General features: G+C 61.6%; 27 protein-coding genes. 11 read left to right on the forward strand and 16 right to left on the reverse strand.

Annotated elements, in window-relative coordinates:
• Nucleotides 1-49 precede the first annotated feature (49 nt).
• The 4 genes from infA to trxB all read right to left on the reverse strand — a co-directional run bounded on the left by infA (nucleotide 50) and on the right by trxB (nucleotide 2,984).
• Nucleotides 50-268: a translation initiation factor IF-1 gene (gene infA, locus AD665_RS03150; RefSeq protein WP_002553999.1), complete on the reverse strand. Its 219-nt coding sequence runs from the start codon at nucleotides 266-268 to the stop codon at nucleotides 50-52.
• Nucleotides 269-496: 228 nt separating this feature from the next.
• Nucleotides 497-1,204, reverse strand: a complete 708-nt coding sequence (locus AD665_RS03155; protein WP_024779300.1) for an arginyltransferase — start codon at nucleotides 1,202-1,204, stop codon at nucleotides 497-499.
• 56 nt (nucleotides 1,205-1,260) lie between these two features.
• A complete protein-coding gene (aat, locus tag AD665_RS03160; protein WP_053190853.1) occupies nucleotides 1,261-1,941 on the reverse strand; it encodes a leucyl/phenylalanyl-tRNA--protein transferase in 681 nt (226 codons plus the stop codon).
• 83 nt (nucleotides 1,942-2,024) lie between these two features.
• Nucleotides 2,025-2,984, reverse strand: a complete 960-nt coding sequence (gene trxB / locus AD665_RS03165) for a thioredoxin-disulfide reductase (protein WP_053190854.1) — start codon at nucleotides 2,982-2,984, stop codon at nucleotides 2,025-2,027.
• A 318-nt stretch (nucleotides 2,985-3,302) separates the two neighbouring features.
• On the opposite strand from trxB, the gene ftsK reads away from it, so the two are divergent.
• The 6 genes from ftsK (at nucleotide 3,303) to cysG (ending at nucleotide 10,902) form a co-directional block, all read left to right on the forward strand.
• The gene (gene ftsK / locus AD665_RS03170) at nucleotides 3,303-5,708 is read left to right on the forward strand and encodes a DNA translocase FtsK (protein ID WP_080996551.1); all 2,406 of its coding nucleotides are present in this window, start codon (nucleotides 3,303-3,305) and stop codon (nucleotides 5,706-5,708) included.
• 56 nt (nucleotides 5,709-5,764) lie between these two features.
• Nucleotides 5,765-6,388 (forward strand): outer membrane lipoprotein periplasmic chaperone LolA, encoded by a 624-nt coding sequence (lolA, locus tag AD665_RS03175; protein WP_024779296.1) that lies wholly within the window; start codon nucleotides 5,765-5,767, stop codon nucleotides 6,386-6,388.
• A gap of 125 nt (nucleotides 6,389-6,513) precedes the next feature.
• Entirely contained in the window at nucleotides 6,514-7,839 is a 1,326-nt protein-coding gene (locus AD665_RS03180; protein WP_024779295.1) for a replication-associated recombination protein A, read from the forward strand.
• Nucleotides 7,836-8,213: a fluoride efflux transporter CrcB gene (gene crcB, locus AD665_RS03185; RefSeq protein WP_024779294.1), complete on the forward strand. Its 378-nt coding sequence runs from the start codon at nucleotides 7,836-7,838 to the stop codon at nucleotides 8,211-8,213. Before AD665_RS03180 ends, crcB begins: the two co-directional genes overlap by 4 nt.
• A 13-nt stretch (nucleotides 8,214-8,226) precedes the next feature.
• Nucleotides 8,227-9,507, forward strand: a complete 1,281-nt coding sequence (serS, locus tag AD665_RS03190; RefSeq protein ID WP_024779293.1) for a serine--tRNA ligase — start codon at nucleotides 8,227-8,229, stop codon at nucleotides 9,505-9,507.
• Nucleotides 9,508-10,902: a siroheme synthase CysG gene (gene cysG / locus AD665_RS03195; protein ID WP_024779292.1), complete on the forward strand. Its 1,395-nt coding sequence runs from the start codon at nucleotides 9,508-9,510 to the stop codon at nucleotides 10,900-10,902.
• A 254-nt stretch (nucleotides 10,903-11,156) separates the two neighbouring features.
• Here cysG and AD665_RS03200 read toward each other — a convergent pair whose 3' ends face one another.
• The 7 genes from AD665_RS03200 to AD665_RS03230 form a co-directional block, all read right to left on the reverse strand.
• Nucleotides 11,157-12,155, reverse strand: a complete 999-nt coding sequence (locus tag AD665_RS03200) for a glutathione S-transferase family protein (RefSeq protein WP_053190858.1) — start codon at nucleotides 12,153-12,155, stop codon at nucleotides 11,157-11,159.
• Between the two features lie 88 nt (nucleotides 12,156-12,243).
• Complete coding sequence (locus AD665_RS03205; RefSeq protein ID WP_053190859.1) at nucleotides 12,244-13,245, reverse strand: glycosyl transferase family protein; 1,002 nt, start codon at nucleotides 13,243-13,245, stop codon at nucleotides 12,244-12,246.
• Nucleotides 13,242-13,577: a TusE/DsrC/DsvC family sulfur relay protein gene (locus AD665_RS03210; RefSeq protein ID WP_024779289.1), complete on the reverse strand. Its 336-nt coding sequence runs from the start codon at nucleotides 13,575-13,577 to the stop codon at nucleotides 13,242-13,244. Before AD665_RS03210 ends, AD665_RS03205 begins: the two co-directional genes overlap by 4 nt.
• Entirely contained in the window at nucleotides 13,574-13,867 is a 294-nt protein-coding gene (gene tusB, locus AD665_RS03215; RefSeq protein WP_024779288.1) for a sulfurtransferase complex subunit TusB, read from the reverse strand. The genes AD665_RS03210 and tusB overlap by 4 nt, the downstream gene beginning before the upstream one ends.
• A complete protein-coding gene (gene tusC, locus AD665_RS03220) occupies nucleotides 13,867-14,229 on the reverse strand; it encodes a sulfurtransferase complex subunit TusC (protein WP_024779287.1) in 363 nt (120 codons plus the stop codon). Before tusC ends, tusB begins: the two co-directional genes overlap by 1 nt.
• Nucleotides 14,229-14,621 carry a sulfurtransferase complex subunit TusD gene (gene tusD / locus AD665_RS03225; protein ID WP_024779286.1) on the reverse strand — a complete coding sequence of 131 codons (393 nt, stop codon included), beginning with the start codon at nucleotides 14,619-14,621 and terminating at the stop codon, nucleotides 14,229-14,231. The genes tusC and tusD overlap by 1 nt, the downstream gene beginning before the upstream one ends.
• A 225-nt stretch (nucleotides 14,622-14,846) precedes the next feature.
• Nucleotides 14,847-15,182, reverse strand: coding sequence for a DUF6388 family protein (locus AD665_RS03230; RefSeq protein WP_053190865.1), 336 nt, complete (start codon nucleotides 15,180-15,182; stop codon nucleotides 14,847-14,849).
• A gap of 139 nt (nucleotides 15,183-15,321) precedes the next feature.
• On the opposite strand from AD665_RS03230, the gene AD665_RS03235 reads away from it, so the two are divergent.
• The gene (locus tag AD665_RS03235; protein ID WP_024779284.1) at nucleotides 15,322-15,672 is read left to right on the forward strand and encodes a hypothetical protein; all 351 of its coding nucleotides are present in this window, start codon (nucleotides 15,322-15,324) and stop codon (nucleotides 15,670-15,672) included.
• 180 nt (nucleotides 15,673-15,852) lie between these two features.
• On the opposite strand, the gene AD665_RS03240 is transcribed toward AD665_RS03235, so the two are convergent.
• Nucleotides 15,853-16,278 (reverse strand): GNAT family N-acetyltransferase, encoded by a 426-nt coding sequence (locus AD665_RS03240; protein ID WP_024779283.1) that lies wholly within the window; start codon nucleotides 16,276-16,278, stop codon nucleotides 15,853-15,855.
• 130 nt (nucleotides 16,279-16,408) lie between these two features.
• Here AD665_RS03240 and ggt point away from each other — a divergent pair, with 130 nt between their 5' ends.
• The 3 genes from ggt (at nucleotide 16,409) to AD665_RS03255 (ending at nucleotide 19,512) form a co-directional block, all read left to right on the forward strand.
• Nucleotides 16,409-18,136 carry a gamma-glutamyltransferase gene (gene ggt / locus AD665_RS03245; protein ID WP_053190867.1) on the forward strand — a complete coding sequence of 576 codons (1,728 nt, stop codon included), beginning with the start codon at nucleotides 16,409-16,411 and terminating at the stop codon, nucleotides 18,134-18,136.
• Nucleotides 18,137-18,198: 62 nt separating this feature from the next.
• A complete protein-coding gene (locus AD665_RS03250; protein WP_024779281.1) occupies nucleotides 18,199-18,732 on the forward strand; it encodes a cysteine hydrolase family protein in 534 nt (177 codons plus the stop codon).
• 444 nt (nucleotides 18,733-19,176) lie between these two features.
• Complete coding sequence (locus AD665_RS03255) at nucleotides 19,177-19,512, forward strand: DUF6124 family protein (protein ID WP_024779280.1); 336 nt, start codon at nucleotides 19,177-19,179, stop codon at nucleotides 19,510-19,512.
• 101 nt (nucleotides 19,513-19,613) lie between these two features.
• Here AD665_RS03255 and AD665_RS03260 read toward each other — a convergent pair whose 3' ends face one another.
• A complete protein-coding gene (locus AD665_RS03260) occupies nucleotides 19,614-20,474 on the reverse strand; it encodes a CAP domain-containing protein (protein WP_024779279.1) in 861 nt (286 codons plus the stop codon).
• A gap of 157 nt (nucleotides 20,475-20,631) precedes the next feature.
• Entirely contained in the window at nucleotides 20,632-21,603 is a 972-nt protein-coding gene (locus tag AD665_RS03265; protein ID WP_053190871.1) for an EamA family transporter, read from the reverse strand.
• Between the two features lie 278 nt (nucleotides 21,604-21,881).
• Between AD665_RS03265 and AD665_RS03270 the strand changes: the two genes are divergently transcribed.
• Complete coding sequence (locus tag AD665_RS03270; RefSeq protein WP_024779277.1) at nucleotides 21,882-22,973, forward strand: SMP-30/gluconolactonase/LRE family protein; 1,092 nt, start codon at nucleotides 21,882-21,884, stop codon at nucleotides 22,971-22,973.
• Nucleotides 22,974-23,047: 74 nt separating this feature from the next.
• Here the strand turns inward: AD665_RS03270 and AD665_RS03275 are convergent, their stop codons facing one another.
• A complete protein-coding gene (locus AD665_RS03275) occupies nucleotides 23,048-23,434 on the reverse strand; it encodes a DUF1850 domain-containing protein (RefSeq protein ID WP_024779276.1) in 387 nt (128 codons plus the stop codon).
• Complete coding sequence (locus AD665_RS03280) at nucleotides 23,431-25,458, reverse strand: TRAP transporter permease (protein WP_024779275.1); 2,028 nt, start codon at nucleotides 25,456-25,458, stop codon at nucleotides 23,431-23,433. Before AD665_RS03280 ends, AD665_RS03275 begins: the two co-directional genes overlap by 4 nt.
• Nucleotides 25,459-25,495: the final 37 nt, after the last annotated feature.

Consider the following 25,495-nt stretch of genomic DNA (forward strand, 5'->3'; position numbering starts at 1 on the left):
CAGGCAAACAAAAACGCCCGGCATCAGCCGGGCGTTTTGTATTGACCTGTTAGCGAGCGCGGTAAGTGATGCGCCCTTTGCTCAAGTCATAGGGCGTCAGCTCGACGCGCACTTTGTCGCCGGTAAGAATACGAATGTAGTTCTTGCGCATCTTGCCGGAGATGTGCGCGGTAACGACGTGCCCATTTTCCAACTCCACGCGAAACATGGTGTTGGGCAGGGTGTCGACGACAGTGCCTTCCATTTCGAAGCTGTCTTCTTTCGACATGCAGTAAAGCCCTCGGTATCCAGTGAATGGCCCGGTGCAACTGCGCCAGGCAAAAGCGGCGTGCATTGTGCCCGAAAAAAGGGGGGCAAGCCAAGGGGTTCTAGTGTCCTGTCTCGGAAATACGTTCTTTTTGGGTGAGTGGCTCGGGTGTTCGGCCAAGGCGCGGCAACGCTGGCCAGGCACCCAAGACGCCGCCAAAAATGAACAGCTTATTTCCGAGGCAGGACGCTAGCTGAGGACAACCCAACGCTGGTTGACCAGCAGTTCAATCGGCCGATATTGGGTCTTGTAGTTCATTTTCTTGCAGTTCTTGATCCAGTAGCCCAGGTACACCGCTTCCAGGCCCAGGCGTCGGGCTTCGTTGATCTGCCAGAGAATGGCAAAGCGCCCCAGGCTGCGCCGTTCTTCTTCCGGCTCATAGAAGGTGTACACCGCCGAAAGCCCATTGGGCAGCAAGTCCGTGACGGCAATCGCTACCAGTTGCCCTTCGAGACGGAATTCATAGAAGCGGGAAAAGGGCAGGTCGCGCACGAGGAAGGTCGCAAACTGATCGCGGCTGGGCGGGTACATGTCGCCGTCGGCATGACGTTGCTCGATGTAGCGCTGGTACAGGTCGAAATACTCTTCGCTGAACTGTGGCTTGGCCGGCCGGACCTGGAGATCGGCGTTGCGCTTGAAAATGCGTTTCTGCTGGCGATCAGGTGTAAATTGCGCCACAGGGATGCGCGCCGGTACGCACGCATTGCAATGTTGGCAATGAGGCCGGTAGAGATGATCGCCACTGCGCCGAAAGCCCATTTCCGACAGGTCTGCGTAGACATGCACATCCATGGGCTGGCTAGGGTCGAGGAACAGCGTCGTGGCCTGCTCTTCGGGCAGATAACTGCAAGAGTGAGGTTGAGTGGCATAGAACTTCAAGCGCGCCAACTCGGTCATGATCAACCCTCGGGATAAGCTTTGGATTAAGTGTAAGCCACTGGTGCGAATGTCGCTCAGCAAACCCAGGTTGCACGGTTGGGCTGGTCCAGGTGCGCCTTGAGGTAACCGGCAAATGCCGAGCGAGTAATCGATCGGGCGCCCAGGCTGTGCAAGTGCTCGGTGGGCATTTGACAGTCTATCAGCACAAAGCCGGCCGTCTTGAGGTGTTGGACCAACGTGGCAAAGCCGAATTTCGACGCGTTGTCGGCCCGGCTGAACATGGATTCGCCGAAAAACAATTGGCCCATGGCCAAGCCGTACAGGCCGCCTACCAGCAGGCCCTGGTCCCAGACCTCCACGGAATGGGCAAGGCCGCGACGATGCAATTCCAGGTAGGCGGTTTGCATGGCTTCGGTGATCCAGGTGCCGTCCGCATACGCCCGCGGCGCGGCGCAGGCCCGGATGACCGCCGCGAAATCCTTGTCGAACGTCACTTCATAACGTTGTTTGCGCAGGAGCTTGCCCAGGCTGCGCGAGACATGCAGTTCGTCGGGAAACAACACCGTGCGAGGGTCGGGAGACCACCACAGGATCGGTTGTCCCTCGGAAAACCAGGGGAAACAGCCGTGGCGATAGGCCTGGATCAGCCGGTCCGCAGACAGATCGCCGCCGGCGGCCAGCAAGCCGTTGGGATCGCGCATGGCTTTTTCCAGGGGTGGAAAATCGAAGGTGTTGCGTTGTAACCACGTCAGCATTGTTGTCCGAACTTGCAGAAGGGGAGGGTGATGTAGCGAGGGGGGAAGCCCCTCGCCATGAGCACTGGTTCGAAGATTAACCGTCAAGCGGCCGGGATGTCATCGAGATACTTCTCCGCATCCAGCGCGGCCATACAGCCGGCACCGGCCGAGGTAATGGCCTGTCGATACACATGATCGGCCACGTCGCCGGCTGCGAATACGCCTTCGATATCGGTGGCAGTGGCATTGCCTTCGCTGCCGCCGCGCACCAGCAGGTAGCCGTCGCGCATGCTCAACTGGCCCTGGAACAGATCGGTATTGGGCTTGTGGCCGATGGCGATGAATACCCCGGCCAATTGCAAGGTGCTGGTTTCGCCGCTCTGGCTGTTTCGCAGGCGGGCGCCGGTCACGCCACTGGCGTCCCCCAGCACTTCGTCGAGGTTCTGGTTCCAGTGCAGCCTGATATTGCCGTTGGCGGCCTTTTCGAAGAGTTTGTCCTGCAGTATTTTTTCCGAACGCAGCTTGTCCCGGCGGTGGATCAAATGTACCTCCCTGGCAATGTTGGACAGGTACAAGGCTTCTTCAACCGCAGTATTGCCGCCGCCGACCACGGCCACCACCTGGTTGCGGTAAAAGAATCCGTCGCAGGTTGCGCAGGCGGAAACGCCTTTGCCGGCGAAGGTCTCCTCCGAAGGCAGGCCCAGGTACTGGGCTGACGCGCCGGTGGCGATGATCAGGGCATCGCAGGTGTAGGTGCCGCTGTCGCCGATGAGCTCGAACGGTCGCTGTTGCAACTTGGCGGTGTGGATGTGGTCGTAGACGATCTGCGTGTCGAAGCGCTCGGCGTGTCGCTGCATGCGTTCCATCAGGGCCGGGCCGGTCAGTCCTTCGACGTCGCCGGGCCAGTTGTCGACTTCGACAGTGGTGGTGAGCTGGCCTCCGGCCTGCATGCCGGTAATGACAACGGGTTTGAGGTTGGCTCGGGCAGCATAGACCGCTGCGCTGTACCCTGCGGGGCCGGAGCCGAGAATGATCAGGCGTGAATGCTTCACTTCGTTCATAAAAAACACCTCATAAGCCTTTGTCACAAAAGACAATGCATGGTCCAATTGGCGCTTGTGCAGCCCGTTTTCGACTACGCTGTCACCCTGCGTGCGGGCAATGCCTTGGAGTCGACAAACCCGTACAATGCTTGAGTTTTGAACGCAGGATGGGCTAAAGATCAACATCTTCGGCAACACCTGCGGTTTTCTGGACGCATCTCTCAGTGGTAAAAGTAGTACCGGTTGTGCACATTCACTTTTTTACCTGCTTGTAATGAGCAATTTTTATAGTCATTCAACAGATGGGCGCGCCGTTGGCGCAGGAAAAGAAGCGTTTTGAAGAAATCCACCGCAGCACCTAAAACAGTCGTTCCGCTCTGGCGCCAGCAATTGCACTACCGGCTCAAGGAAGGTGCATTGATCGCCATCGGTGCCTTGTGTCTGTTCCTGATGATGGCGTTGCTGACCTACGGCAAGGACGATCCGGGCTGGAGCCATAACAGCAAGATCGACGACGTGCAGAACTTCGGCGGTCCGGCCGGCTCCTACAGCGCCGACATCCTGTTCATGGTGCTGGGTTACTTCGCCTATATCTTCCCGTTGTTGCTGGCAATCAAGGCGTACCAGATATTTCGCCAGCGCCACGAGCCATGGCAGTGGAGCGGCTGGTTGTTTTCCTGGCGTCTGATCGGCCTGGTGTTCCTGGTGCTATCGGGGGCCGCACTGGCCCATATCCATTTCCATGCCCCTACCGGCTTGCCGGCCGGGGCGGGCGGCGCACTGGGGGAAAGCCTCGGCGATCTGGCCCGGAACGCCCTGAACATCCAGGGCAGCACGTTGTTGTTCATCGCCCTGTTCCTGTTTGGCCTGACGGTGTTCACCGACCTGTCGTGGTTCAAGGTCATGGACGTCACCGGCAAGATCACCCTCGACCTGATCGAGTTGATCCAGGGCGCCCTGAATCGCTGGTGGGCGGCGCGCACCGAGCGAAAGCAACTGGTGGCGCAACTGCGTGAAGTGGACGACCGGGTCCATGACGTGGTGGCACCGACGGTGCCCGACAAGCGCGAGCAGGCCAAGGTCAAGGAACGCCTGATCGAGCGCGAGCAGGCCTTGAGCAAGCACATGTCCGAGCGCGAGAAGCAGGTGCCACCGGTCATTACCATGGCTCCGGCCAAGGCGCCCGAGCCAAGCAAGCGCGTGCAGAAGGAGAAGCAGGTGCCGCTGTTCGTCGACAGCGCGGTGGAGGGCACCTTGCCGCCGATCTCGATCCTGGACCCTGCGGAAAAGAAGCAGCTCAATTATTCTCCCGAATCCCTGGCGGCGGTGGGTCATCTGCTGGAGATCAAACTCAAGGAGTTCGGAGTCGAGGTGTCGGTGGATTCGATTCACCCGGGCCCGGTCATCACCCGTTACGAAATCCAGCCGGCCGCCGGCGTGAAGGTCAGCCGCATCGCCAACCTCGCCAAGGACCTGGCGCGGTCGCTGGCCGTGACCAGCGTGCGGGTGGTGGAAGTGATTCCCGGCAAAACCACTGTGGGTATCGAGATTCCCAACGAGGACCGTCAGATCGTGCGCTTCTCCGAAGTGCTGTCGACGCCCGAATACGACAACCACAAGTCTCCGGTCACCCTGGCCCTGGGCCACGACATCGGCGGCAAGCCGGTTATCACCGACCTGGCGAAGATGCCCCACCTGCTGGTGGCCGGTACTACCGGTTCTGGTAAGTCGGTGGGCGTGAACGCGATGATTCTGTCGATCCTGTTCAAGTCTGGCCCTGAAGACGCCAAACTGATCATGATCGACCCGAAAATGCTTGAATTGTCGATCTACGAAGGTATCCCGCACCTCTTGTGCCCGGTGGTCACCGACATGAAGGACGCCGCCAATGCCCTGCGCTGGAGCGTCGCCGAGATGGAGCGCCGCTACAAGCTGATGGCGAAGCTGGGGGTGCGCAACCTGTCGGGCTTCAACGCCAAGGTCAAGGAGGCCGAAGAGGCGGGCACGCCATTGACCGACCCGCTGTACCACCGCGAAAACATCCACGACGAAGCGCCGCTGCTGCACAAGTTGCCGACCATCGTGGTGGTGGTGGACGAATTCGCCGACATGATGATGATCGTCGGCAAGAAGGTCGAAGAGCTGATCGCCCGTATCGCCCAGAAGGCCCGTGCGGCCGGTATTCACCTGATCCTCGCTACGCAGCGGCCGTCGGTGGACGTGATCACCGGCCTGATCAAGGCCAACATTCCGACCCGCATGGCGTTCCAGGTGTCCAGCAAGATCGACTCGCGGACCATCATCGACCAGGGCGGCGCCGAGCAACTGCTCGGTCACGGTGACATGCTCTACATGCCGCCTGGCACCAGCCTGCCGATCCGGGTGCACGGTGCGTTCGTCTCCGACGACGAAGTGCACCGCGTGGTGGAAGCCTGGAAACTGCGCGGCGCTCCCGAATACAACGACGACATCCTCAATGGCGTCGAAGAAGCCGGTAGCGGTTTCGAGGGCGGTGGCGGCGGTGGCGACGAGGATGCGGAAACCGATGCGCTCTACGACGAAGCGGTGCAGTTCGTTCTGGAAAGCCGTCGGGCATCGATCTCCGCCGTCCAGCGCAAGCTCAAGATCGGCTATAACCGTGCCGCACGCATGATCGAGGCCATGGAGATGGCCGGGGTCGTGACGGCCATGAACACCAATGGTTCGCGCGAAGTGCTGGCGCCGGGCCCGATGCGCGACTGATGACTCGGGCGGCCCTGTAGGCGCCGCTCGCCCCCCACGAATTCATGAGGACTCCCATGCGCCTGATTCGCATGCTGCTGTTGCCCGTACTGGCCCTGACCACCTTGTCGGCCCATGCCGACGAAAAGGACGTGGCTCGCCTGACCCAGCTGTTGGAAACATCCAAGACCCTGACCGCACGCTTTTCCCAGCTGACCCTCGACGGCAGCGGTACTCAGTTGCAGGAAACCGCCGGTGACATGGCGCTCCAGCGTCCGGGGCTGTTCTACTGGCACACCGACGCACCGGCCGAGCAGTTGATGGTGTCCGACGGCAAGAAAGTCTCCCTGTGGGACCCGGACCTGGAGCAGGTCACCATCAAGAATCTCGACCAGCGCCTGACCCAGACGCCGGCGTTGTTGCTGTCGGGTGATATTTCCAAGATCAGCCAGAGTTTCGACATCACCGCCAAGGAAGCGGGCGGCGTGATCGACTTCACCCTCAAGCCCAAGACCAAGGACAGTCTGTTCGACAGCCTGCGCCTGTCGTTCCGCAACGGCCTGGTCAATGACATGCAACTGATCGACAGCGTCGGCCAGCGTACCAACATCCTGTTCACCGGGGTCAAGGCCAACGAGCCGATCGCGGCGTCCAAGTTCAAGTTCGACATTCCCAAGGGTGCTGACGTCATCCAGGAATAAGCACCGCCCCCCCTGTGGGATATGGCCTTGCTCCCACAAAGCTGCTCCTACAGAGCTGCTCCCACAGAGCTGCCCTCCGGCAGACAGTATCGGCACCAGGACCCAGTGAGGTTGCATAAGCAGTGATGGACCTGTTTCGAAGCGCCCCGATTGCCCAGCCATTGGCCGCCCGCTTGCGCGCGACCAACCTGGATGAGTACGTCGGCCAGGAGCATGTGCTGGCGCGGGGCAAGCCCCTGCGCGAAGCCCTGGAGCAGGGTGCGCTGCATTCGATGATTTTCTGGGGGCCGCCGGGCGTGGGCAAGACCACCCTGGCCCGGCTGCTGGCGGAAGTTTCGGATGCCCATTTCGAAACGGTTTCGGCGGTTCTGGCCGGGGTCAAGGAGATCCGTCAGGCGGTGGAAGTCGCCAAGCAGCAGGCCGGGCAGTACGGCAAGCGCACCATTCTGTTCGTCGACGAGGTGCACCGCTTCAACAAGTCCCAGCAGGACGCGTTCCTGCCGTATGTCGAAGACGGTACGCTGATCTTCATCGGCGCGACCACCGAAAACCCTTCGTTCGAGCTCAACAATGCCTTGCTGTCCCGAGCGCGGGTCTATGTGCTCAAGAGTCTCGATGAAGCGGCGATGCGCAAACTCGTGCTTCGGGCGTTGACCGAAGAACGCGGGCTGGGCAAGCGCAAGCTGAGCCTCAGCGACGAAGGTTTCCAGATCCTGTGTGCAGCTGCCGATGGCGATGGCCGACGCTTGCTTAACCTGCTGGAGAACGCTTCGGACCTGGCCGAGGATGACAGCGAGATCGGTGTCGAGCTGCTGCAAAGCCTGTTGGGCGATACCCGGCGGCGTTTCGACAAGGGCGGCGAGGCGTTCTACGACCAGATATCGGCGTTGCACAAATCCATACGGGGTTCCAATCCCGATGCCGCGCTGTACTGGTTTGCGCGGATGATCGATGGTGGCTGCGATCCGTTGTATCTCGCGCGACGGGTGGTGCGCATGGCCAGCGAAGACATCGGCAATGCCGATCCCCGGGCCCTGAGCCTGTGCCTGGCGGCCTGGGATGTGCAGGAGCGCCTGGGCAGCCCCGAAGGCGAGCTCGCCGTAGCCCAGGCCATCACGTACCTGGCCTGTGCGCCGAAAAGCAACGCGGTGTACATGGGGTTCAAGGCGGCCATGCGCAGCGCCACCGAACATGGTTCCCTCGAGGTACCGCTGCACTTGCGCAATGCGCCGACCAAGCTCATGAAGCAGCTGGGTTACGGCGATGAATACCGTTACGCTCACGATGAGCCGGATGCCTACGCCGCCGGCGAAGACTATTTTCCCGAAGCACTCGACCCCCAGCCGTTCTATCAACCGGTGCCCCGTGGCCTGGAGTTGAAGATCGGCGAGAAACTGAACCATCTGGCGCAGCTGGATCGCCTGAGCCCACGGCGGCGGAGAAAGCCTTGATCCCCTTGATACTTGCAGTTTCCGCTGGCGCCGTTGCCGGTACCCTGGCACGTTTCGCCGCCAGCAATTGGGTCAACGCAAATTGGCCCCGGCACTTCTATACCGCGACGCTGACCGTTAATATCGTGGGCTGTCTGCTGATCGGCGTTCTATACGGTCTGTTCCTGATTCGCCCCGAAGTGCCTGTCGAAGTGCGCGCGGGGCTGATCGTCGGCTTCCTTGGCGGCCTGACGACCTTTTCGTCCTTTTCACTGGATACGGTGCGCCTGCTGGAAAGCGGGCAAGTGCCGCTGGCCCTGGGCTATGCGGCTGCCAGCGTATTCGGCGGGCTGCTCGCCACCTGGGCCGGCCTGTCCCTGACCAAACTTATCTAAACGAGAGACTGACATGCTCGATTCCAAACTGTTACGCAGCAACCTTCAGGACGTAGCGGACCGCCTGGCGTCCCGTGGCTTCGCCCTGGACGTCGCGCGCATCGAAGCGCTGGAAGAGCAGCGCAAGACCGTCCAGACCCAGACTGAAAAGCTGCAGGCCGAGCGTAATGCGATCTCCAAGAGCATCGGCCAGGCCAAGCAGCGCGGCGAAGACATCGCGCCGTTGATGGCCAACGTCGAGAGCATGGGCACCGAGCTCAACAACGGCAAGGTGGCCCTGGACAAGATCCAGTCCGAACTGGATTCGATCCTGCTGGGCATCCCGAACCTGCCCCACGAGTCGGTGCCGGTCGGTGAAGACGAAGAGGGCAACGTTGAAGTCCGTCGCTGGGGCACGCCAAAAACGTTCGATTTCCCGGTGCAGGACCATGTAGCCCTAGGTGAGAAGTTCGGCTGGCTGGACTTCGAGACTGCCGCCAAGCTGTCCGGCGCCCGTTTTGCCTTGCTGCGCGGGCCAATTGCCCGCCTGCATCGGGCCCTGGCCCAGTTCATGATCAACCTGCACGTCACTGAGCACGGTTACGAAGAGGCCTACACCCCGTACCTGGTCCAGGCGCCGGCCCTGCAAGGCACCGGCCAGTTGCCGAAGTTCGAGGAAGACCTGTTCAAGATCGGCCGCGACGGCGAAGCCGACCTTTATCTGATCCCGACTGCCGAAGTTTCGCTGACCAACATCGTGGCCGGCGAGATCGTCGACGCCAAGCAACTGCCGATCAAGTTTGTTGCCCATACACCGTGCTTCCGCAGTGAAGCCGGGGCGTCGGGTCGAGATACCCGCGGTATGATCCGCCAGCACCAGTTCGACAAGGTCGAGATGGTGCAGATCGTCGAGCCGGCAAAGTCCATGGAAGCCCTGGAAAGCCTGACGGCCAACGCCGAGAAGGTCCTGCAGTTGCTGGAGCTGCCGTATCGTGCCCTGGCCCTGTGCACCGGCGACATGGGTTTCAGCGCGGTCAAGACCTACGACCTGGAAGTGTGGATTCCGAGCCAGGACAAATACCGCGAGATTTCATCGTGCTCCAACTGTGGCGATTTCCAGGCCCGTCGCATGCAGGCGCGTTTCCGCAACCCTGAAACCGGCAAGCCGGAACTGGTCCACACCCTCAATGGCTCCGGCCTGGCGGTGGGTCGTACCCTGGTGGCGGTGCTGGAGAACTACCAGCAGGCCGACGGTTCGATCCGCGTGCCTGAGGTGTTGAAGCCGTACATGGGTGGCATTGAGGTCATCGGCTAAATGGACTATCTGCCACTGTTCCATAACCTGCGCGGCAGCCGCGTGCTGGTGGTCGGCGGCGGGGAGATTGCCCTGCGCAAATCCCGCCTGCTGGTCGATGCTGGCGCGCTGCTGCGGGTGGTCGCACCCGAAATCGAGCCGCAACTGCGGGAACTGGCCAGTGGCAACGGGGGCGAATGCGTCCTGCGCGGCTACCTCGAAACGGACCTGGATGGTTGCGGGCTGATCATCGCCGCCACCGACGACGAACCCCTCAATGCCCAAGTGTCGGCCGACGCCCATAAACGTTGTGTACCGGTCAACGTGGTGGACGCACCAGCCCTGTGCAGCGTGATCTTCCCGGCCATCGTCGATCGCTCGCCACTGGTGATTGCGGTGTCCAGCGGCGGCGATGCCCCTGTGCTGGCAAGGCTGATCCGGGCCAAACTGGAAACCTGGATTCCTTCGACCTACGGGCAACTGGCGGGTTTGGCGGCGCAGTTTCGCAGCCAGGTCAAACGGCTGTTCCCGGATGTGCAACAACGCCGGGCGTTTTGGGAGGATGTGTTCCAGGGCCCTATCGCTGACCGCCAATTGGCCGGGCAGGGCACTGAAGCCGAGCGCCTGCTGCGCGAGAAAATCGCCGGCCAGGCGCCGCACGCACCGGGTGAAGTCTATCTGGTGGGTGCCGGGCCGGGTGATCCCGACCTGCTGACCTTCCGCGCCCTGCGTTTGATGCAGCAGGCCGATGTGGTGCTGTACGACCGTCTCGTCGCGCCGGCGATCCTTGAACTATGCCGGCGTGATGCCGAGCGGGTCTATGTCGGCAAGCGCCGCGCCGAGCATGCCGTGCCTCAGGACCAGATCAACCAGCAGTTGGTCGAGTTGGCCCGGCAAGGCAAGCGTGTGGTGCGCTTGAAAGGCGGCGACCCGTTCATCTTCGGGCGCGGCGGGGAAGAGATCGAAGAGCTGGCGGCCCAAGGTATCCCGTTCCAGGTCGTCCCGGGGATCACAGCTGCCAGTGGTTGCGCGGCGTACGCCGGTATTCCGCTGACCCATCGCGACTATGCCCAGTCGGTGCGTTTCATCACCGGCCATCTCAAGGACGGTACCAGCGATCTGCCGTGGGCGGACCTGGTGGCTCCGGCCCAGACCCTGGTGTTCTACATGGGGCTGGTGGGACTGCCGAGCATCTGCAGCGAGCTGATCAAGCACGGTCGCGCGGCCGATACGCCGGCGGCGCTGATCCAGCAAGGCACGACGTCCAACCAGCGGGTGTTCACCGGCACTCTGGCAGATTTGCCGAAGCTGGTGGCCGAGCATGAGGTCCATGCGCCGACGCTGGTGATCGTGGGGGAAGTGGTGCAACTGCGCGAGAAACTGGCGTGGTTCGAAGGGGCTCAGGGGCAGGTCTAGCGATAGACCGTGTCGCCTTCAATCGCGAGCAGGCTCGCTCCCACAGGGGATCTGGGTACAGCCATGAATTTCTGGTTGCACACAGTCCAGTGTGGGAGGGGCAGGTCTAGCGATAGACCGTTTCGCCTTCAATCGCGAGCAGGCTCGCTCCCACAGGGGATCTGGGTACAGCCATGAATTTCTGGTTGCACACAGTCCAATGTGGGAGCGAGCCTGCTCGCGATGAGGCCTTTACATCCACGACAAATCCCGGATCAGTCCCCGCCCCAGATCCCTTTCCCCAGCAACCGCGCGCGATCATGGGCGCCGCTGAAATCCTGCTCCGGCCCCTTGGGCACGATCCCGTTGGGATTGATGGTCTTGTGGCTGCCGTAGTAATGCCGCTGGATGTGAGTGAAATCCACCGTCTCGGCAATGCCCGGCCATTGGTACAGCTCCCGCAGCCAGTTCGACAGGTTCGGGTAGTCGGCGATGCGTCGCAGGTTGCATTTGAAGTGGCCGAAATACACCGCATCGAAACGGATCATGGTGGTGAACAGGCGGATATCCGCTTCGGTCAGGTATTCGCCGGCCAGGTAGCGCTGCAGTCCCAGGAGAGCCTCCAACCGATCGAGTTCGGCGAACAACTGGTCGAACGCTTCTTCGTAAGCCTGTTGGGTGGTGGCGAACCCGGCGCGGTAGACGCCGTTGTTCACCGCCGGATAGATCCGCTCGTTCAGCGCATCGATCTTGCTGCGCAGGTGTTCGGGATACAGGTCCAGGTGGTTGCCGGTCAGGTCATTGAAGGCGCTGTTGAACATGCGGATGATTTCCGCCGATTCGTTGTTCACGATGCGCTGTTGCCGCTTGTCCCACAGCGCCGGGACGGTGACGCGACCGGTATAATCCGGTGTATCGGCGGTGTAGCGCTGGTGCAGGAAGCGCAGGTTGTCCAGTTTGTCGCCGGTAGAGCCGTGGGCCTTGTCGAAGGTCCAGCCGTTTTCCAGCATCAGGTAGCTGACCACCGAAACATCAATCAGCGCTTCCAGGCCCTTGAGCTTGCGATAGATCAGGGTGCGATGAGCCCAGGGGCAGGCCAGGGACACATACAAATGGTAGCGCCCGGCGTCGGCGGCAAAGCCACTCTCGCCCGTGGGGCCGGCGCTGCCGTCTGCGGTGATCCAGTGACGGCGTTGCGCCTGTTCGCGCTGGAAGGTGCCATCCTTGCTTTCATACCACTGATCTTGCCAGCGGCCTTCGACTAACAAACCCATCTCGATCTCCTCTGCCAATAAACGTTGGAGGCGAGTCTATTCCGATAGGTTCGAACTAAAAGCGCAAAGGTTGGGCGTTGATGATCGATTAAATCGATCGATCTCGGGCCTCCCAATACTGTCGGGCTCGCTCGAACGCGTCTTCATGCGCCAGACCGAGGCCGCGCAAGGCCAGGGCCATGGTGGCAACGAGGGCCAATTGCGGGTAGCTGTCCTCCACGTCGCCGCGCCAGATGGCTTTCAGGTGTTCGGGGTCGAGGCTCTCTGGCTTGACGTGGCGCTGTGGGGACAGCCGTGGCCATTCTTCATCCCAGTTCGTGCCGCCGGTGGTGCCATACAGGTGACTGTCGGCATCCGGGTTGATTTCGATTTCACCGCCGTCGCCCTTGATCACGACAGTCGTATCCCCCAACAAGCCGCTGGCATCGCGATGCACCGCCTGGTAGCCGGGGTGGAAGATGCTTTGCAGTCCGCACCGGGCCTTCAGCGGGTTGAGGATCCGCGCCAGGGAATGGATCGGCGAGCGCAGGCCCAGGGTGTTGCGCAGGTCGATCATGCGTTGCATCTGGGGTGCCCAGTCCACTAGCGGCATGAAGGCCAGGCCGCCGTTATCCAGGGCCGTGCCGACCTGCTGCCAGTCACGGCATAGCGGGATGTGCAGAAATCCCAGCAACTGTTCGGTATAAAGCCGACCCGCCGTATGGGCACCGCCGCCGTGCATGAAGATGCGCACGCCGTTCTGGCCGAGACACTTGGCCGCCAGCAGGTACCAGGGTAGATGGCGTTTCTTGCCGGCGTAGGTTGGCCAGTCGAGGTCCACCGTCAGCGCCGGGGCATCCAGGCGTGCGCGCAGGGCTTCAGTGAAACCGGCCATCTCCTCGGCGCTTTCTTCCTTGTGCCGCAGCAGCATCAGGAAGGCACCCAGTTGGGTGTCCTCGACCTGCTCGTCGAGCACCATGCCCATGGCCTCGCGGGCTTCTTCCCGGGTGAGGTCACGGGCGCCGCGCTTGCCTTTGCCCAGGATGCGCACGAACTGGGCAAATGGATGTTCGGCCGGGGTCTCGAGAGTCAGCGATGGAAAGTCGGTCATAAGCAATTCGTCGGTTTGGGCAGGCCCGCCAGCTTGGCGGCGAGTTTGGCGGGAGTGCCTTTGAACAATCGGTTCAGATGCAGGCTGTTGCCCTTGTCCGCACCCAGTTTCAGCGCGGTGTACTTGATCAGTGGCCGGGTGGCGGGGGAGAGCTGGAACTCGTCGTAGAATGCCCGCAGCAGTTCGAGGATTTCCCAGTGTTCAGGGCTCAACTCGATGTCTTCGGCGGCGGCCAGGGCCGTGGCCACCTCTGCTGACCAGTCCTCCCGGTCGGCAAGGTAGCCGTCCTTGTCCAGCGCGATGGCGCGTTCGCCCACGTTCAGCGCGTTCATAGCCAAGTGTTGACCTTGTCATGCTGGATCGACAGTTCGACGAAGGCCGGGTAGTCGATGCTCTTGGCCCAGTCAGGGGCCGGCAAGTCTCGGGCCTGGAGGTCTTCGGCCAGTGCGAACAGCTTCAGGCCGGCGGCCTGCAATCGTGCAAACGGTGCGGTGCCGGATTGCAAGGCGTAAGTCGCATCGCCACACAGCAGCAGCGCATCCTTGTCTCCCAGGACCCGCAGGCAACTGGCGAGGCGGTTATCGCCAAAGGGTGAATGGGACAACACATGCAAAGTCGACATCAGAGGGTAATCACCTGGTCGTAACGGTCAATGAGGGCGGTGATGTCCGGTGCGGTCAGCACCTTCAGTTCAGCCAGGGCCAGGGCATCGGTGTCGACGCCGCGTTCGGCAGCACTGTCGGCGCAGACAAAAAGGTCTTCGACGCCGAACATGGGCAACGCCTGCAAGTTCGCGCTCAGGTCTTTTTGCTGGACGACCTTGGCGTTCTGGCCGGGGAGCAGCTGGTGTACGCCGTCGTCGAGAAACAGCAGGCCGATGGGCAGGTCGAATGCCCCGCCGGCCAGGACGATGTCCAACGCTTCCCGGGCGCCTGGACCCGACCATGGGGACTGGCGGCTGATGAGCAACAGGGACTGGGCCATCATGGACCTCCAAAACAGATCAAGCGGTCGGCATCCTGGATCGCGTCGTGCAACTGGCCGAGCCCGGACAGGGCCCAGGGGGCCTCGACGCTCACGGCCGAGCGTTGGTAGCGCTGGGCTTCCTCGGCGTTCAACACCCCTCGGCGCAACGCCGCTGCGATGCAGACCACGCCGTCGAGCTGGTGGTCGCTGACAAAGTTGCGCCACTGCTTGGGCAGGTCCTGTTCGTCCTGGGGGGTGACCACACCGCTGTCGGCGTTATAGACACCGTCCTGATAGAAAAACAGCCGCACGATTTCATGCCCGCCGGCCAGCGCGGCCTGGGCGAACAGCAAGGCTCGGCGCGAGGACGGCGCATGGGCGGCGGAAAACAGCGCAATGGCGAACTTCATGGCACATCCGATCAGCAAAACTGCGGCCATGATAAAGCTTTATGGACAGGGGAGCGATTGGCACTGCAGGATTGTGGGGACATCCTTGTGGCGAGGGGATTTATCCCCGCTGGGCTGCGTAGCAGCCCCAAAACCAGGCCGCGAGGTACATCAGGCAAATTACTGTGCCTTGAAGGAGGGGCTGCTGCGCAGCCCAGCGGGGATAAATCCCCTCGCCACACTGGTTCAGCGGTCGTCTGTGAGGCCATGCAACTCGCAATATTCCGCCCAATCCATTCCCGCCATCTCTGCCACTTCCCTGTGCACGTCCATCCGCTGGGACTGATAGTCCTCTGGTGAGGTTGCGGTCAATTGCAGGGTCAGCTCCCAGGCGAACAGGCCCTGGCGCTCGGCCTCGGCTTCGAAGGCCTCATGCAACCGCTCGGCGCGGTATTGTTCCGCCGTCTCGCCCTTGGCCTGGGCCAGCAGTGGGTTGAGGTGATCCAGTTCGGCGCGCAGTTCGGGACGCTCGTCGAGAAACTTTTCCAATGCCCGCTCATGTTGCTGTTCGGTGGCCGCCATGCTGACTCTCTGGTGAGTGAAAAAAGGCGCCACAGGGTGCGCGAATCATCGTCCGGTGTCGCGTATAAATTTCAGTAAAGCAGCACGAAGATCGGGGGCGTGGTGCTAAAGTCCGTTTTTTTCTCGATGAGTGAACGCAATGCGAATGCTGACGGTGGCCCTGGCCGCCACCTTGCTGGCCGGCTGTGCGGGTTCGGCGATGAACCAGGCCCGCACCCAGGCGCCTTACAAGACGCTGGCCTCGGACAAGCCGGAACAGGTCGTGGCCCAATGCGTGCAGTTTTCCTGGCAGGACGAGGCGGTATTCGGCGTCGACGCCGGGGCTTATCTGCAACCGGGCAAGAAAGGCGGCTCGACGGTGTACACCCGCTCTGCTGAAGCTTTTGTCGATCTGGAAACCGGTGCCGCCGGCACGACGTTGAATTACTACGCCAAGCACGACGACTTCATGGCCAAGCGCCGGTTGGCGGCGTTGGCGACTTGCCTGTAGGCCAGTAGAGCATCGCGAGCAGGCTCGCTCCCACAGGGGATTTGTGTTGGCCCCAATCTTCCGGCCATGCCGGGTACCGTGTGGGAGCGAGCCTGCTCGCGATGGCGGTGGGTCAGCCGACGATGGTGTTGAAGGGTAGACCACTTTCGCGAGCAAGCCCGTTCCCACAGGATGTGTGTTTCAAGTCAGGCGCTTCTGGAGGAAGAAGTGCTGGTGACCGGGTGGGTAATCGTCGATCCGGCCGATTACCGTAAAACCGTGTTTGCGGTAGAACTCCGGCGCCTGGAAGTCGAAGGTGTCCAGCCAGATGCCGACGCAGTTCTTCTCCCTGGCCAGCTCTTCGGCCTTATGCATCAATGCCGACCCCGTGCCTTGGCCGCGGGCCTGTTCCGGCACCACCAGCAACTCGATATAGAACCAGCGGAAGAACACCCGACCGTAGAGCCCGCCCACTATTTCACTGCTGTGTTCGTCCCGAACCAGCCAGGCGACCAGTTCCGGCACGGTGCCGCCGGTCCTGGCGGTGTTGTAGGCGCGTAGCGGGGCCAGGATGGCCTGGCGCTCCTCGTCGGTGGGAGCGTCGGTGCGTTCGATTCGCAGCGTCATCGGCGATGTCCTTATTGCGGGATGGATGAACGGCATGAGCGTACCCCAAAAGACCGTCCGACAGCGAACGGGCGCATTTTTCAAACCGGGCCATACTTCCTGGGTTTCCAAAACAAGAAGAGAGTGGCTCATGAAGTTCGAATCCTTGACCCGGACCCTGGTTGCGACATCCCTGACCCTCAGTTGTTTCTACGTGCAGGCTGCCTCCCAGGCCCCGGTCGCCGCCGAGAACGGCATGGTGGTCACCGCCCAGCACCTGGCGACCCATGTGGGCGTCGATGTGCTCAAGAGCGGCGGCAATGCCGTGGATGCGGCGGTGGCGGTGGGGTATGCGCTGGCGGTGGTGTACCCGGCGGCGGGGAACCTGGGCGGCGGTGGTTTCATGACCCTTCAACTGGCCGATGGGCGCGAGACCTTCCTGGATTTCCGCGAGAAAGCGCCGCTGGCTGCGACGGCCGACATGTACCTGGACAAGGACGGTAACGTCGTCCCGGATCTCAGCACCCGCGGACACCTGGCGGTGGGTGTGCCCGGCACGGTGTCCGGCATGGAGCTGGCGCTGAAGAAGTACGGCAGCAAGTCCCGGGCTGAACTGATCGCCCCGGCCATTCGCTTCGCCGAGGACGGTTTCACCCTGGAGCAGGGCGATGTGGACCTGCTGGAGACCGCCACCGACGTGTTCAAGGAGGACATGCGTGACTCGGGTTCGATCTTCCTGCACAACGGCGAGCCGATGCAGGTTGGTCAGAAACTGGTGCAGAAAGACCTCGCCAGGACCCTGCGGGAAATCTCCGCCAAGGGAGCCGATGGTTTCTACAAGGGCTGGGTCGCCGACGCCCTTGTCACCTCCAGCCAGGCCAACAAAGGCATCATCACCCAGGCCGACCTGGACAAGTACAAGACCCGCGAGCTGGCGCCGGTAGAGTGCGACTATCGCGGCTACCACATCATCTCGGCACCGCCGCCCAGTTCCGGCGGCGTGGTGCTGTGCCAGATCATGAACATCCTCGACGGCTATCCGATGAAGGAACTGGGTTTCCATTCGGCCCAGGGGATGCACTACCAGATCGAAGCCATGCGCCATGCCTATGTGGATCGCAACAGCTACCTGGGTGACCCGGACTTCGTGCAGAACCCCATCGATCATCTTCTGGATAAAAGCTACGCCGCCAAACTGCGGGCTGCCATCGAACCGCAAAAGGCCGGTGACTCGCATTCGATCAAGCCCGGCGTGGCGCCCCACGAGGGCAGCAACACCACTCACTACTCCATTGTCGACAAGTGGGGCAACGCCGTTTCCGTCACCTACACCCTCAATAACTGGTTCGGTGCCGGCGTCATGGCGAGCAAGACCGGGGTGATCCTCAACGACGAAATGGACGATTTCACCGCCAAGATCGGCGTCCCCAATATGTATGGGCTGGTGCAAGGGGAGGCCAACGCCATCGCACCGGGCAAGGCACCGTTGTCGTCCATGAGCCCGACCATCGTCACCAAGGACGGCAAGACTGTCATGGTGGTGGGGACGCCGGGCGGCAGCCGTATCATCACCGCGACATTGCTGACGATCCTCAATGTGATCGATTACGGCATGAACCTGCAGGAAGCCGTCGACGCGCCGCGCTTCCACCAGCAGTGGATGCCTGAGCAGACCAACCTGGAAACCTTCGCCGCCAGCCCTGACACGCAAAAGATCCTGGTAAGCTGGGGGCATAAGTTCGCAGGTCCCCAGGACCCCAACCACGTTGCTGCGATTCTGGTGGGTGCACCGTCGCTGGGTGGAAAACCGGTGGGCAAGAATCGGTTTTATGGGGCCAACGATCCACGTCGCAACACGGGATTATCATTGGGCTATTGAGCAGAGGGGGCTGCCGGAGGCAACCCCCATGGCCGTTCATCATTGTCTTGAAGAGGGAAACCATGAGTACCGCTTTGCTGATCATCGATGTCCAGAGCGCCCTGTGCACCGGTGAAGAAGAATGTTTCGAGAGCCAGCGCGTCATCGGGACCATTAACGACCTCAGCGCTCGGGCCAGGGCTTCAGGCCTGCCGGTGATCCTGATCCAGCACGAAGAACTGCAAGGTTCGCTGTTGCATGGTTCTGATGCCTGGCAACTGGCCGACGGCTTGTTGACCGCCGCGGATGACCTGCGGGTGCGCAAGACCACGCCTGATGCGTTCTACCAGACGGACCTGCTGTCGTTGCTGCAGGCCCGAAGCATCGACCGCCTGGTGATCTGCGGCATGCAGACCGATTACTGTGTCAACGCCACGGTTCGCCAGGCCCACACCTTGGGGTATGAAGTGGTCCTGGCTGCCGATGCCCATACCACGGTGGACAACGGCAGCCTGGCGGCGGAGCAGATCATCGCCAACCACAATGAGCGCTTGGGACGCCTGAGCAGCGCGGTGTCGCGGATCGATGTGCTGTCGGCGCAGGACGTACGTCTCTGAACCGGCCGAGGCCCTGAACGCTAACGGTCGTTCTAGCTGAACGAACGCATTTTTGATTGATGTGATTGCATCCGTTTACTGCGCCCGGGCGCGGCGATCAGTGTGTTTATTGAGCTGTCGGGCTCAGCTGGATCGAGCTACATCGTCTTGCGCCACTGCCTACAACTACGCCAGAATCCGCCGGCTTGTGCGCTTGGGAAGCGGCCTCTATCGTTTGTCGATCACTGACGAATCAGTGATCGGGTTTGGTAGCCCGGGTTTTCGGTGCACAGCGTCACCTCTTGCAAGTGCAACCATGCGCTTCGCTTTTTGGTGGCCATGCGCAGGGCTTCTTCGGAGGCGCCGGTTCCGATACCCGGTCTACCAACCTTCGTATGGCCACCGCCCTTCGTTTGGTAGCGTGAGAGTGATGGCTCCTTTTCAAAATGTATCGGAGCTTCATCTATGTTCAAAGTAACTCCCAACCCGCCAGAAGACGACACCTCAGCCTCGTACGACGAGGCCGCCGATCGAGCCCTCGATTATTACCTGAAAGCCAAAACAACCGGACCCGAGGCCGATCCGACATCCGATCAACTCTTTACGGTTGTCAACGGCATCGACACCGAAGTCCTGCTTGCCAACCTCAGCGAAACATTGGCATCGGCCAACGCCATGACCAGTGATCTGGCATTTGAATTGGATGGCTCACGGCGGCATGTGGCCCTGGGCATCCAGCAACTGATTGAACTGGGCGCATTGCTGGCGAACCGGGCGCTGGATAACGTCGACCCACGTTAGCCACCTCCGTCCTTCGTGGAGGGAGCTTGCTCACGCCAAGTGGCGAAGCTGACACAATTCTTCCTCTACAACCGTGCATGCCTCGACATTGAAAAGGCTTTTCAAGGCGCCCCAAACACCATCGTCCAGTACACCCCCGCATCGCTGCGTGAATCACTGGCGGAGGCGGCGCCCACTTGGGTGAACATCGGGTTCATCAGGTTGGCGCAATGCCCTGGGCTGGCGAGCCAGTCTTGCATGGCCTGGTTCGCAGAGCCTTGGCCGGCGGCGATGTTCTCACCGATCTTGCGGCCACGATAGCCGGCGCCCTTGGCCCGCTCGGCGACGGAGCGGCCGTCGGGATCGCGGTGGGCGAAATAGTTGCCGTGGGCCATTGCCTGGCTATGTCCCTGGGCGGCTGATCCGAGTGCGGCGTTCCAGCTCAGTGGCCGGGCGGCGGCGAAGCGCTGGCGACCACACACGCGCGACTTGGCCCTTGCGGCGTTGACCTGGGTCAGCAGTGCCTTGCCGATCGATGAGGCGTCGCTGACCGCTGCACCGCCCATGGGCTGCGCGAGCACCACTCGCCAATCATCACCAACCCGGTTGACGCCGATGTCAGCGTATTGGTTGTCCAGCAAGGCGTCGCAGTGCTCGTCCGCCAGCATGTCGAAGGCTTCTTCGGCATCCCGCGCATCCGTCAGGCGGATGCTGCGTACGGCCCGGGCTGAATAACCGGCGTCTTTCAAGGTTTCCCGCAAGCTGTCACGAAAGCCGATCGGCAAGGCCAGGCGTGAGCGCAGCACCAAGGGTGGGGAGGCCCGGACCGTGCGCCATTCACAGCGGCGGGACTGGCTGCGGTAGTCGTTGATGGCGTTTACCAGTTGACCCTCACCCCGAGCGTGGGCAGGGCTGGCGAGCAAGGGCAGCAGGGGGAGCAGGCAAAGCGAAACGAAACGGCAAGAGCGAACAGGGTGGCGCATGGTGCGGACGGCTCAAGAGGGAGAGTTACGCGAGCGCCAGGCCTGGCGCCCATCAGCCGCAAGCGCTTCGCACAGGACGGCGAGGCTTTCACGGCTGGGGTAGGACTGTGGGTTTGAAGACAAGTTTCAGCAGGGGCACCCAACCCCTGTGGCGAGTTCAGTTGTTTCCAGCCGCCCCGGCCACGGGCGCCTTGACCCGTTCGACCTTGCGATAGGTCAACAGCACGATCCCGGCTACCACGATAGCGCCGCCGAGCACTTGGCCGGGGCTGAGCATCTGGTCCAGTACCAGCCAGCCGATCAGCAGCGTTGCCAACGGTTCGACGTTCATCACTGGGGCATTGCGCGGCATGTCCAGGCGCGGCACGGAAATGAACAGCACAATAAAGCCGGTGCCATAGAGCGTTACCAGGGTAGCCAGGGCCAACCAGCCGGTGCTGGTGGCCGGCAGGTTGAAGCCGCCGGGGAGGGCACCGCTCAGGCCGGCGAGATTGACGCTGCTGAACACAATGAAGATCGTCAGCAGGCTGCGCACCGAGCCGCGCACCTGGGACAGCTTGTGGTCGGTGATCCACAGCGCGCAAGCGAACGCACAAGCCGCGCAGAAGGCCAGGCCGACACCCAGCAACCATTGGGGACCGACGCTCTGTTCGGACGATAACCGCGCCGGCACCTCCAGCACGAACACCAGGCCCACCAGTATCAACCCCATCAGGGCGGCGGTGCGGGGGGTGGGGCGTGGTCCGCCCAGTGCCCAGGTCAGTAGCGCGAGCAAGATCGGGAACACATTGCCCACCAGCAGTGCCAGGGCCACCGGCACCCTCGCCACGGCCGAGTACAAGCACAGGCTCTGTGTAGCGATCAACAGCCCAAGCAGCAACTGCCAGCGCCAGGTGCCGGGTGGAAGCCGCAAGCCCTGGCGTTGCCACAGCACCATCAAGGCCAGCACCAGCAGAGTCCCGCCCGAGCGCATCAGGATCGCCAGTAACACGCCGGCGCCGTCATCGAATGCCACCCGCGCCGCCACATGGTTGCCGGCGAAGGCGCACCCCATGCACAACAGGACGAGCACCGCGAGGTGGCGTGGAAACGGAGTGGGGGAATCCAGTGTGGCGGTGGGGCGGACCATGGCAGGGTTTCTCAAAAGAACGACCGCCGAAGCGTAGGCTTCGGGCGATGAATTTAGTTATTGTCATCGTACAACTGTGCGGTTTTTTACCTTATCTCATCCAGGGGAACAAGTACTGAAGAATTCGGAATCCCCACGAGGCTTTGTAAATATTCTGGTTTGAGAGGGCGTGAGTGCAGCCGTACTTCAACGGATGCGAAGATGGTTGTCTTGTACGATGTCTTATCACGTAGTAAAACTGTCATCCCGTCCAATAATAATTAACGGAGCGACACCCGATGGAGACTTCGCAACTGATAAGCCCCGCCGACCAAGGCCGCCGGGTATTCCTGAAAAAATCCCTGGTGGTCTCGGCAGCTGCCGCCACCCTCGGGAATCTGCCCGGGCTCACCCAGGCCGAGCCGTTGAGCCAGCGTTACCCGGACCCGCTGATCAACATCCTCGATCCCAGCTTCATGGACCTGCGCATCTTCAATGCCAGCGTGGAAAAACTCGCCACCGGGTTGCGCTGGGCCGAAGGGCCGGTGTGGGTCGGCGATGGCCGCTACCTGCTGGTCAGCGACATTCCCAACAACCGCATTGTGCGCTGGGATGAGATTACCGGCAGTCTGTCGGTGTATCGCGAGAACTCCAATTTTTCCAACGGCATGTGCCGTGATCGCCAGGGGCGATTGCTGGTGTGCGAAGGCTCCACCACCTCGAGCGAGGGGCGGCGCGTCACCCGTACCGAGCACAACGGCACCATCACCGTGCTGGCGGACAGTTTCGAGGGCAAGCCTTTCAATTCGCCGAACGATATCGTGTGCAAGCGCGATGGTTCGGTCTGGTTTACCGACCCGCCATTCCAGACCGGCAACAACTACGAAGGACACAAGGTCACGCCTTCTCAGCCCCACGCGGTGTACCGTATCGATGGCGAAACCGGGAAGGTCAGTCGGGTGATCGATGACTTGGCGGGGCCGAACGGCCTGTGTTTCTCCCCGGACGAGAAGATCCTCTATGTGGTGGAGGGCAGGGCCAAGCCCAACCGTCTGATCTGGGCGATCACGGTCAAGGAAGACGGTACGTTGGGCGAGCGGCGCAAGCACATTGAAGGTCTGGATTACGCCGCCATTGATGGCATCAAGTGCGACGAAAGCGGCAACCTCTGGTGCGGTTGGGGCGGCAACGGCGACCCCAAGGCAGACCTGGAGAAACTCGACGGCGTACGGGTGTTCAATCCGCAAGGCAAAGCCATCGGCCACATTTCCCTGCCGGAACGCTGCCCTAACATCTGCTTTGGCGGGCGGGAAGGTAATCGCTTGTTCATGGCCGGCAGTCACTCGCTGTATTCGCTGTTCGTGAATACCCGAGGCGCCACGTTCAGTTGACTGAACGGCTTGGACAGCAAGTCTCGCCGGTCACTGTGGCGAGGGGCGCAAACGCCTCGTCGCAGTGGATCGGTTCAGGTCGGGTCGCAACTCCACAATTCCACGAAGGGCTGATTTGCCGTTGGTGGTCCCAGCCAATGACTCATTGGCTGGCAACGTCCATTCAAACACAGCTGGTAATCGCCAGCCTGGGGTGTGCGGCCCAGTCTCAGTGGTTGCAGGGGCGGCAGTTGGCGCAGGTAGTGCCAGCTGCCGTCTTTCAGCCAGGCACCGTCGGGAATCTCCATGCCGGCGCCATTGCCTTTGACCCGGGCTTCACCCAGAACCAGCCCCTGCCCGGTAACGCGGTAGTCCTCCTCCCAGCGGATTTTCTCGATGGTGTGATTCCACGCCAGTGTGAAGTCCCGGAGGGGAAGCTGGGCCCAGGCCACACCGGCTAGGCCCAGGCATAAACCGATCACGCCAGGGCCCGTCCGACGCGCCGCGAGCGCCACAGGTGCTGGAAGATCAACAGACCGGCCAGCACGAAGCCAATCTCATCGGTCAATGGCAACGCGACTACCAGTAAAGCGCCTGCGACAAAACACATCGTGCGCTCCCAGATCGGCATCTTCTGTTGCAGATAACCGGTAGACGCCATGCCCCAAAGCCCGACGGCCAACATCGTCTTGATCAGCATGTAAGCGGTCATCCACAGGTTGCCACCCTGAAGCATCAGCGCCGGGTTATAGACCGCCATGAACGGAATGACGAAGCCGGCAAGCGCGATGCGTACGGCCCAGAAGCTGATTTTCAGGCCGGTCTCCCTGGCAATGGGCGCTGCCGCGAAGCAAGCCAGCGCCACGGGCGGCGTCAGGTCGGCAAGAATGCCGAAATAGAACACGAACATGTGGGACACGATCAGCGGCACACCCAGTTCCAGCAGCGCGGGCGCAGCGATCGAACTGGTGATGATGTAGTTGGGAATAGTGGGAATGCCCATGCCGAGCACCAGGCAGGTGAGCATGGTCAGGATCAACGACAGCAGCAGGTTGTCCTTGCCAATGGCCAGGATGTAACCGGCGAAGGTCGACGCCACCCCGGTCAGCGACACCACGCCGATGATGATGCCCACCAGAGCACAGGCAATCCCGACCGGCACCGCATGTCGCGCACCTTCCACCAGTGCATGGAGGCAGATCGTCAGGGTTTCCCGCGCGCCTTTGATGAACCAGCAGAGGATGACCAGCACCGCGATAACCGCAAAGATGACGCCGATGCCCAACTGGAAGAACCCTACGCACAGGATACCCAGCGCGATCCAGAAGGCGCAGCGCAGGGCAAAGCTCGACACTCGCAGGATGATCGCTGAACCAAGGATCACGATGGCGGTGAGCGCCAGTCCCACCATGCCGGAGAAAAGCGGCGTGCGCCCGGAAAACAGCAGATAGATCAGGACCGCGAGCGGGATCAGCAGGTACCAGTTTTCTTTCACGGCGCCCAGCGCACTTGGGCACTGGTCCTTGGGCAAGCCTTTGAGGTTGGAGCGCCTGGCTTCGAGATGAACCATCCAGAATACTGAACCGAAGTACAGGCACGCGGGAATCAAGGCGGCCTTGGCGACTTCAACGAACGGCACGTTGATGGTCTCGGCCATGATGAACGCCACGGCACCCATGATCGGCGGCATCAATTGACTACCCATGCTGGAAGTGGCTTCCACGCCACCGGCGAACGCGGCTCTGTAGCCGAAGCGCTTCATCAGCGGGATGGTGAATTGCCCTGTGGTCACCACGTTGGCAATGCCAGAGCCGGTAATGGTCCCCATCAAGGCAGAGGAGGCAACGGCGACTTTGGCCGGGCCGCCGAGCTTGTGGCCGAACAGGCCCATGGCAAAGTCGGTGAACAGCTTGATCATCCCGGCTTTCTCAAGGAAAGCGCCAAACAGGATGAACAGGAAAATGTAGGTGGCCGACACGTAGGTCGGCGTACCGTAAAGCCCCTCGGTGCCGAAGGATAATTGATTGACGATCTGATCGAAGCCATAGCCGCGATGGGCCAGGTCGCCCGGCAGGTATTCGCCGAACAGTCCATAGGCCAGGAACAGACCGCAGATCAACGGCAGTGCGATACCCATCACGCGTCGAGCTGCCTCGAACACCAACACGATCAGCACGATACCAACCACGAGGTCCGTGACGGTCAGGTCACCGGAGCGCTGGATCAGATCGGCTTCGAATATCCATTGGTACAGGGCCGTGGTGATACCGGCCAGGGATAACACCCATGCCAGTGGCTGCCAGGGCCGACCCGTGCCATGGGCGGGATAACTCAAAAACACTACCCACAACAGGAAACCCACGTGCACGGCACGCAGGACCTGGCTGGAGACAGGGGCGAACGCAGCGGTGACGATCTGGAATACGGAAAACAGCAGGGCCACGTAGAACAGTGTCCTGGGCCAGTCCCGTGGGTCGGCGGGAATGCCGGGCTGAATCTCACTCATTAAGGGATGTCCTCTTGCCTGCATCAAAGGTGCGAAC

This window comes from Pseudomonas corrugata (assembly GCF_001269905.1).
Lineage (GTDB): Bacteria > Pseudomonadota > Gammaproteobacteria > Pseudomonadales > Pseudomonadaceae > Aquipseudomonas > Aquipseudomonas corrugata.

What these genes read in the sequence shown, in the direction of transcription:
- AD665_RS03210 (WP_024779289.1), bottom strand. Translation starts at nt 13,577, where the DNA reads ATGAACGCGCTGAACGTGGGCGAACGCGCCATCGCGCTGGACAAGGAC.
- cysG (WP_024779292.1), top strand. Translation starts at nt 9,508, where the DNA reads ATGGACTATCTGCCACTGTTCCATAACCTGCGCGGCAGCCGCGTGCTG.
- tusB (WP_024779288.1), bottom strand. Translation starts at nt 13,867, where the DNA reads ATGTCGACTTTGCATGTGTTGTCCCATTCACCCTTTGGCGATAACCGC.
- AD665_RS03250 (WP_024779281.1), top strand. Translation starts at nt 18,199, where the DNA reads ATGAGTACCGCTTTGCTGATCATCGATGTCCAGAGCGCCCTGTGCACC.
- AD665_RS03270 (WP_024779277.1), top strand. Translation starts at nt 21,882, where the DNA reads ATGGAGACTTCGCAACTGATAAGCCCCGCCGACCAAGGCCGCCGGGTA.
- ggt (WP_053190867.1), top strand. Translation starts at nt 16,409, where the DNA reads ATGAAGTTCGAATCCTTGACCCGGACCCTGGTTGCGACATCCCTGACC.
- AD665_RS03260 (WP_024779279.1), bottom strand. Translation starts at nt 20,474, where the DNA reads ATGCGCCACCCTGTTCGCTCTTGCCGTTTCGTTTCGCTTTGCCTGCTC.
- lolA (WP_024779296.1), top strand. Translation starts at nt 5,765, where the DNA reads ATGCGCCTGATTCGCATGCTGCTGTTGCCCGTACTGGCCCTGACCACC.
- AD665_RS03180 (WP_024779295.1), top strand. Translation starts at nt 6,514, where the DNA reads ATGGACCTGTTTCGAAGCGCCCCGATTGCCCAGCCATTGGCCGCCCGC.
- trxB (WP_053190854.1), bottom strand. Translation starts at nt 2,984, where the DNA reads ATGAACGAAGTGAAGCATTCACGCCTGATCATTCTCGGCTCCGGCCCC.
- AD665_RS03265 (WP_053190871.1), bottom strand. Translation starts at nt 21,603, where the DNA reads ATGGTCCGCCCCACCGCCACACTGGATTCCCCCACTCCGTTTCCACGC.
- serS (WP_024779293.1), top strand. Translation starts at nt 8,227, where the DNA reads ATGCTCGATTCCAAACTGTTACGCAGCAACCTTCAGGACGTAGCGGAC.
- AD665_RS03255 (WP_024779280.1), top strand. Translation starts at nt 19,177, where the DNA reads ATGTTCAAAGTAACTCCCAACCCGCCAGAAGACGACACCTCAGCCTCG.
- AD665_RS03280 (WP_024779275.1), bottom strand. Translation starts at nt 25,458, where the DNA reads ATGAGTGAGATTCAGCCCGGCATTCCCGCCGACCCACGGGACTGGCCC.
- AD665_RS03200 (WP_053190858.1), bottom strand. Translation starts at nt 12,155, where the DNA reads ATGGGTTTGTTAGTCGAAGGCCGCTGGCAAGATCAGTGGTATGAAAGC.
- aat (WP_053190853.1), bottom strand. Translation starts at nt 1,941, where the DNA reads ATGCTGACGTGGTTACAACGCAACACCTTCGATTTTCCACCCCTGGAA.
- AD665_RS03155 (WP_024779300.1), bottom strand. Translation starts at nt 1,204, where the DNA reads ATGACCGAGTTGGCGCGCTTGAAGTTCTATGCCACTCAACCTCACTCT.
- AD665_RS03240 (WP_024779283.1), bottom strand. Translation starts at nt 16,278, where the DNA reads ATGACGCTGCGAATCGAACGCACCGACGCTCCCACCGACGAGGAGCGC.
- infA (WP_002553999.1), bottom strand. Translation starts at nt 268, where the DNA reads ATGTCGAAAGAAGACAGCTTCGAAATGGAAGGCACTGTCGTCGACACC.
- AD665_RS03230 (WP_053190865.1), bottom strand. Translation starts at nt 15,182, where the DNA reads ATGGCGGCCACCGAACAGCAACATGAGCGGGCATTGGAAAAGTTTCTC.
- AD665_RS03205 (WP_053190859.1), bottom strand. Translation starts at nt 13,245, where the DNA reads ATGACCGACTTTCCATCGCTGACTCTCGAGACCCCGGCCGAACATCCA.
- AD665_RS03235 (WP_024779284.1), top strand. Translation starts at nt 15,322, where the DNA reads ATGCGAATGCTGACGGTGGCCCTGGCCGCCACCTTGCTGGCCGGCTGT.
- tusC (WP_024779287.1), bottom strand. Translation starts at nt 14,229, where the DNA reads ATGGCCCAGTCCCTGTTGCTCATCAGCCGCCAGTCCCCATGGTCGGGT.
- tusD (WP_024779286.1), bottom strand. Translation starts at nt 14,621, where the DNA reads ATGAAGTTCGCCATTGCGCTGTTTTCCGCCGCCCATGCGCCGTCCTCG.